This window comes from Pseudoalteromonas sp. S4741 (assembly GCF_005886135.1).
Classification (GTDB): domain Bacteria; phylum Pseudomonadota; class Gammaproteobacteria; order Enterobacterales; family Alteromonadaceae; genus Pseudoalteromonas; species Pseudoalteromonas tetraodonis.
Genome location: NZ_PNCN01000142.1, coordinates 1 through 4,299, shown reverse-complemented (window position 1 = coordinate 4,299; position 4,299 = coordinate 1). Strand labels below are relative to the sequence as shown.

At 41.1% G+C, this 4,299-nt stretch carries 3 protein-coding genes and 1 pseudogene; all 4 read left to right on the top strand.

The annotated features are described in order from the left end of the window. Positions 1–138: 138 nt before the first annotated feature. A pseudogene (locus CWC30_RS16205) lies at positions 139–456 on the top strand (glutathione S-transferase family protein); the annotation flags it as partial. Between the two features lie 11 nt (positions 457–467). Then, positions 468–818, top strand: a complete 351-nt coding sequence (locus tag CWC30_RS16200) for a DUF2750 domain-containing protein (protein ID WP_013464070.1) — start codon at positions 468–470, stop codon at positions 816–818. A gap of 89 nt (positions 819–907) precedes the next feature. Further along, on the top strand, positions 908–1,588 hold the full coding sequence (locus tag CWC30_RS16195; RefSeq protein ID WP_138627620.1) for a site-specific integrase: 681 nt from the start codon (positions 908–910) through the stop codon (positions 1,586–1,588). A gap of 114 nt (positions 1,589–1,702) precedes the next feature. Beyond that, complete coding sequence (locus CWC30_RS16190) at positions 1,703–4,276, top strand: M1 family metallopeptidase (RefSeq protein WP_138627619.1); 2,574 nt, start codon at positions 1,703–1,705, stop codon at positions 4,274–4,276. The last annotated feature ends 23 nt before the right edge of the window (positions 4,277–4,299 follow it).

The following is a 4,299-nucleotide window of genomic DNA, read 5'->3' as shown; positions in this document are numbered from 1 at the left end:
GCCCGAAGGGTTCTGCCTAGGGGCGATTTACTCTTTGTTGCTCGGTTTTTACTTAGCCCACTAGGTTACAAACCTCGCGCCGCGATTAAATCGCCCCTAGTTTGAAGAAATTTTAATCCGTAAAGGTCAACAGGCCCTAGCATCAATGCCTGCAATGATTCATTGGTTGAATTACTGTTATGCCAACGTTCTGGATTTGATACGCTAGCCGATAAGCTGTTTTTTAATCTGCAAAATGAGCGAGTTGCGCAAACATTACACTATTTAAATGATCATTTATGCGATGATGAATTTAAAAGCTGTGAATGTCTCAACATCAGTTTATACTGCTTACTTGATTGGATATGCTTTCGTGAACTCACTGATTTTAGCTCGCAGCCGCAATTAGTTAAGTTTTATGAAGCGTTTAGTCAGCGTCAAGCGGCTAAAAATACCAACCCTCGACTTAAATTTTAAAAGGTGGATACATGAGCGATATCGAAATTGAATCACAACTAGTTAGCTTTGTAGAAAAAGTACGTGTTAGTGAGCAGATCTGGGCACTGGGTGCCGATGATGGTGGCTTTGTTGTATGTGAGTCAAATCAGTTTGACGACACCGATGTACTTTTACTGTGGGAATCACAAGACGCAGCACAAGCACAATGTAAAGAAGAGTGGCAAGACTACAGCCCTGTAGAAATAAACCTTGATGAGTTTTTAGATGATTGGGTTGAAGACCTTAAATCTGATGATGCTCTGGTTGGCTTAAATTGGAATGACGATCAGGTGTGTGTAGAAATTGAACCAGTTGGTTTAGCTCGCGCGCTAAGCGAATAAGTTTTAGGCGTTAGTTTGCCGACATTATCCCAACTAACAGCAATGGTTAGTTGGGGTATAAAAATAATAAAAACTGTCAAGGTAATACGTTGAAAACCCATCTTGGTCGTCGTCCATTTTCAGCTATGGAGCTGCATACGCTCTATAACGGATATATTTATAGTGATACACGGCTTGCCCGCGAACAAGCTAAACACTGGCATTTTTGGCTGCCCTTAATTGCTTATTACAGTGGCGCTTACAGTGATGAAATTGGCTGCTTAACCCTTGATGACCTAATACTTAAAAATAATATACTCTGTTTTAGTTTTCATACCCACGGTAAAATTAAGCCACGTTTAGTGCCTGTTCATCATGCCCTTATTAGTGCCGGATTTAATGACTATTTAGCTTATGTAGAAGCGCAAAACCACTCCCGTTTAATGTTTGATCTTCCCGCTAAAACAGGGCGCTATAGCGAAAAAGTGCGCATATGGTTTTCAGGAGAGGGTGAACGCGCAGGATATTTGCAAAAATGTGCAATTCCTTCGGTGGATCAATTCGGTATGAAAACCGCCATTAGTAGTTTACGGCTTAACTTTGAACAGCAAATTCGTATTTATGCCCTGCAAGCAGGCAACAAAGACTGCTTTAATTACTTAATGGGCTTTAATGATTACCCTCATGATAACTTTAACGATATAGCCTTGTTAAATAAGGTGCTACAACAGATCCGGGTTATCAATTCCCATATTCATTGGCAGCGGTTTTTAGCCCGAGATAGCCACTGACAAACTTTGTTACTCTTTTCCTTAGCGATCTGCGCTTACTCTAATAAAAAAAGCTGTTAAGATGAAGAGCCGTCTATATGACTGTTTCTAACAACAAAAAATCTAGGGATAACTATGTTTTTAAAAAGCCTCTTAACCGTGAGTGTTGCGCTTGCGATGAATGCTGCTCACGCTAACGAATTCGTCATTGAAAAACTCGCAAAGCCAAGTTCACAAAAAGTCGCTTTAACGCTCGACCCAAGTCAGGATACCTTTACAGGAATGACCGAGATCAGCTTAGAAGTGCTCAAACCAACACACTACATTGAACTTAATGGTGTTGATTATGCAACTAAAATGGTGCAACTACTAGGTGAGCAAAACTGTGATTTAAACAGCGAAATGCTTAAAACAGGTAAAGTTAAATTTAGCTGTGAAGAGCAAATTCAGCCAGGTAAATACACCTTAAAAATAGATTTTTCAGCGCCTTATAACCGCCAGAGTGTGGGGTTATATAAAACCCTAGATCAAGGCGTTCCGTATTTGTTCACGCAATTTGAAATGAGTGATGCGCGCCGTGCATTTCCGGTGTTTGACGAACCAAGCTATAAAATTCCGTTTCAGTTAACCATTACCGCCCCCACCTCACAAAAAGTGTATTCAAATACACCTGAGCTAAAAACGACGGTGAATGGCGATATGACCACCCATTACTTTGATAAAACGCCACCAATTCCATCTTACTTAGTGGCTATGGCTGTAGGTCCATTTGAAGAGCTAGAAATTAAAGGCATGCCTATTCCTGGGCGTGTGATCACCCCACAAGGTAAAATTCATTTAGCGCAATATGCAAAAGAGAACATGCCTAAAGTACTGGGCGCACTTGAAGACTACTTTGGTATTCCTTATGTATATAAAAAGCTAGATTCAGTGGCTGTTCCAGAGTTTCCGTTTGGCGCTATGGAAAACTCAGGCTTAGTGACTTACCGCGAAGATATTCTTCTGGTTGATTTAGAAGCTGCAACGCGTAGTAAAAAACAACGTAATGTCTCTATTATTGCCCATGAATTAGCTCACCAATGGTACGGTAACTTAGTGACTATGAAGTGGTGGAACGACTTATGGTTAAACGAGGCGTTTGCAAGCTGGATGGCGGCAAAAATTACTAAGCAGCTTAATCCTGAGTTTGAATCACACCTAGATTTACCACAAAACAACGTAATGGCGTTAGATGCACGTTTAAGCACTAAGCCAATTCGTAAACCAATTAAAACCGAAGCCGATATTATGGATGGTTTAGGCCTTGCCTACAGCAAAGGCAGCTCAGTACTGGCGATGGTTGAAAACTGGATTGGCGAAGAGGCATTTCAAGCTGGTATTCAGAACTACTTAAAAGAATTCTCCTATAAAAATGCAGAAGCTGCCGATTTATGGGAAGCACTTGGTAAGGCTTCAAATAAAGATGTAGCGAGCGTTTTAAAATCGTTTATTGAACAATCGTCATTCCCGCTAATTAACGTTAAGCAGCAAGGTAAGAGCATCACGATTTCGCAAAGTCGTTTTGCCAATGCCGGTGTTGAAGCCCCTGCTCAACTGTGGAATGTACCGGTTGCGATTAAATATGGTGCTGGCGATAAAGTACAAACAGCCAATGTATTATTAAATAAACAAAGCCAAACGCTAGCATTAGACTTTGAACCAGAGTGGATTTATCCAGATCAAGGCGCGCTAGGTTATTACCGTTGGGTAATGGATGATGCGCAATTTAATGCGCTAATAGATAATGCAGCTACGGTATTAAACGACCGTGAACGCTTAGCCCTATTATCGGCAACAGATGCCCTACTTGATGCCGGTGTCATTTCAGCGGCTAAGCTGATGCAAACGCTTGAAGTTTTTGCCAGCGATAGTCATCCTCGCGTGGCTAATACTGCTTTAGGTTATTTAGCGTCACAGCAGCGTACTTTTAAAGACGATAGCAATAAAGATTTATGGCCTACGTTTATTCAAAATGCGGTGATGCCTGCCGCTAAAAAATATGGCCTAGAAGCAAAAATGGGCGAAGATGGTGCAGTAGCTCAACTTCGTGCCGCGGTGGTATCACGCTTAGGGTTTGATGGTGAAGATAAAAATGTGATCAATAAAGCCAAACAGCAAACACAAGCTTACCTAAACGATCCACAAAAGGTAGACCCTTATTTAGCAGCTACTTATTTACGTCTTGCGGCTTTTCATGGGGATAAGGCGTTGCTAGATCAGTTTATGACAACCTTTAAAACCACCAAAGATCCACAAGTGCGAACCAATATGCTGGCAGCAATGGGTTACTTTGGTAAACCTGAACTACAAAAAGCGGTACTGGCGTATAGCTTAACAGACGAAGTAACGGCTTCTGATATGCGTACTATTTTATCGGGTCAAAGTTACACCGATGAACGCCAAGCACTGTTTATTGATTGGATTTATAGCAACTACGATAAAGTAACAGCAAGCTTGCCACCATTTTTTGTGCCTAACTTACCTTACTTTACTACCGCCAGCTGTGATGCTGACAGTTTAGCTACAACGCAAAGTTTCTTTGACGCTAAACTGGAAGCTGTACCCGGTTATGCGCGTACGTTAAGTAAACTTGCAGAGAGCACCAATGACTGTATTGCACTTAAAAACCGCGAACTGAAATCAGTCAATAGCTTTTTAAATAGTAAATAAACTAAAGGTTAAAGGTTAAAGGT

What these genes read in the sequence shown, in the direction of transcription:
- CWC30_RS16190 (WP_138627619.1), top strand. Translation starts at nt 1,703, where the DNA reads ATGTTTTTAAAAAGCCTCTTAACCGTGAGTGTTGCGCTTGCGATGAAT.
- CWC30_RS16200 (WP_013464070.1), top strand. Translation starts at nt 468, where the DNA reads ATGAGCGATATCGAAATTGAATCACAACTAGTTAGCTTTGTAGAAAAA.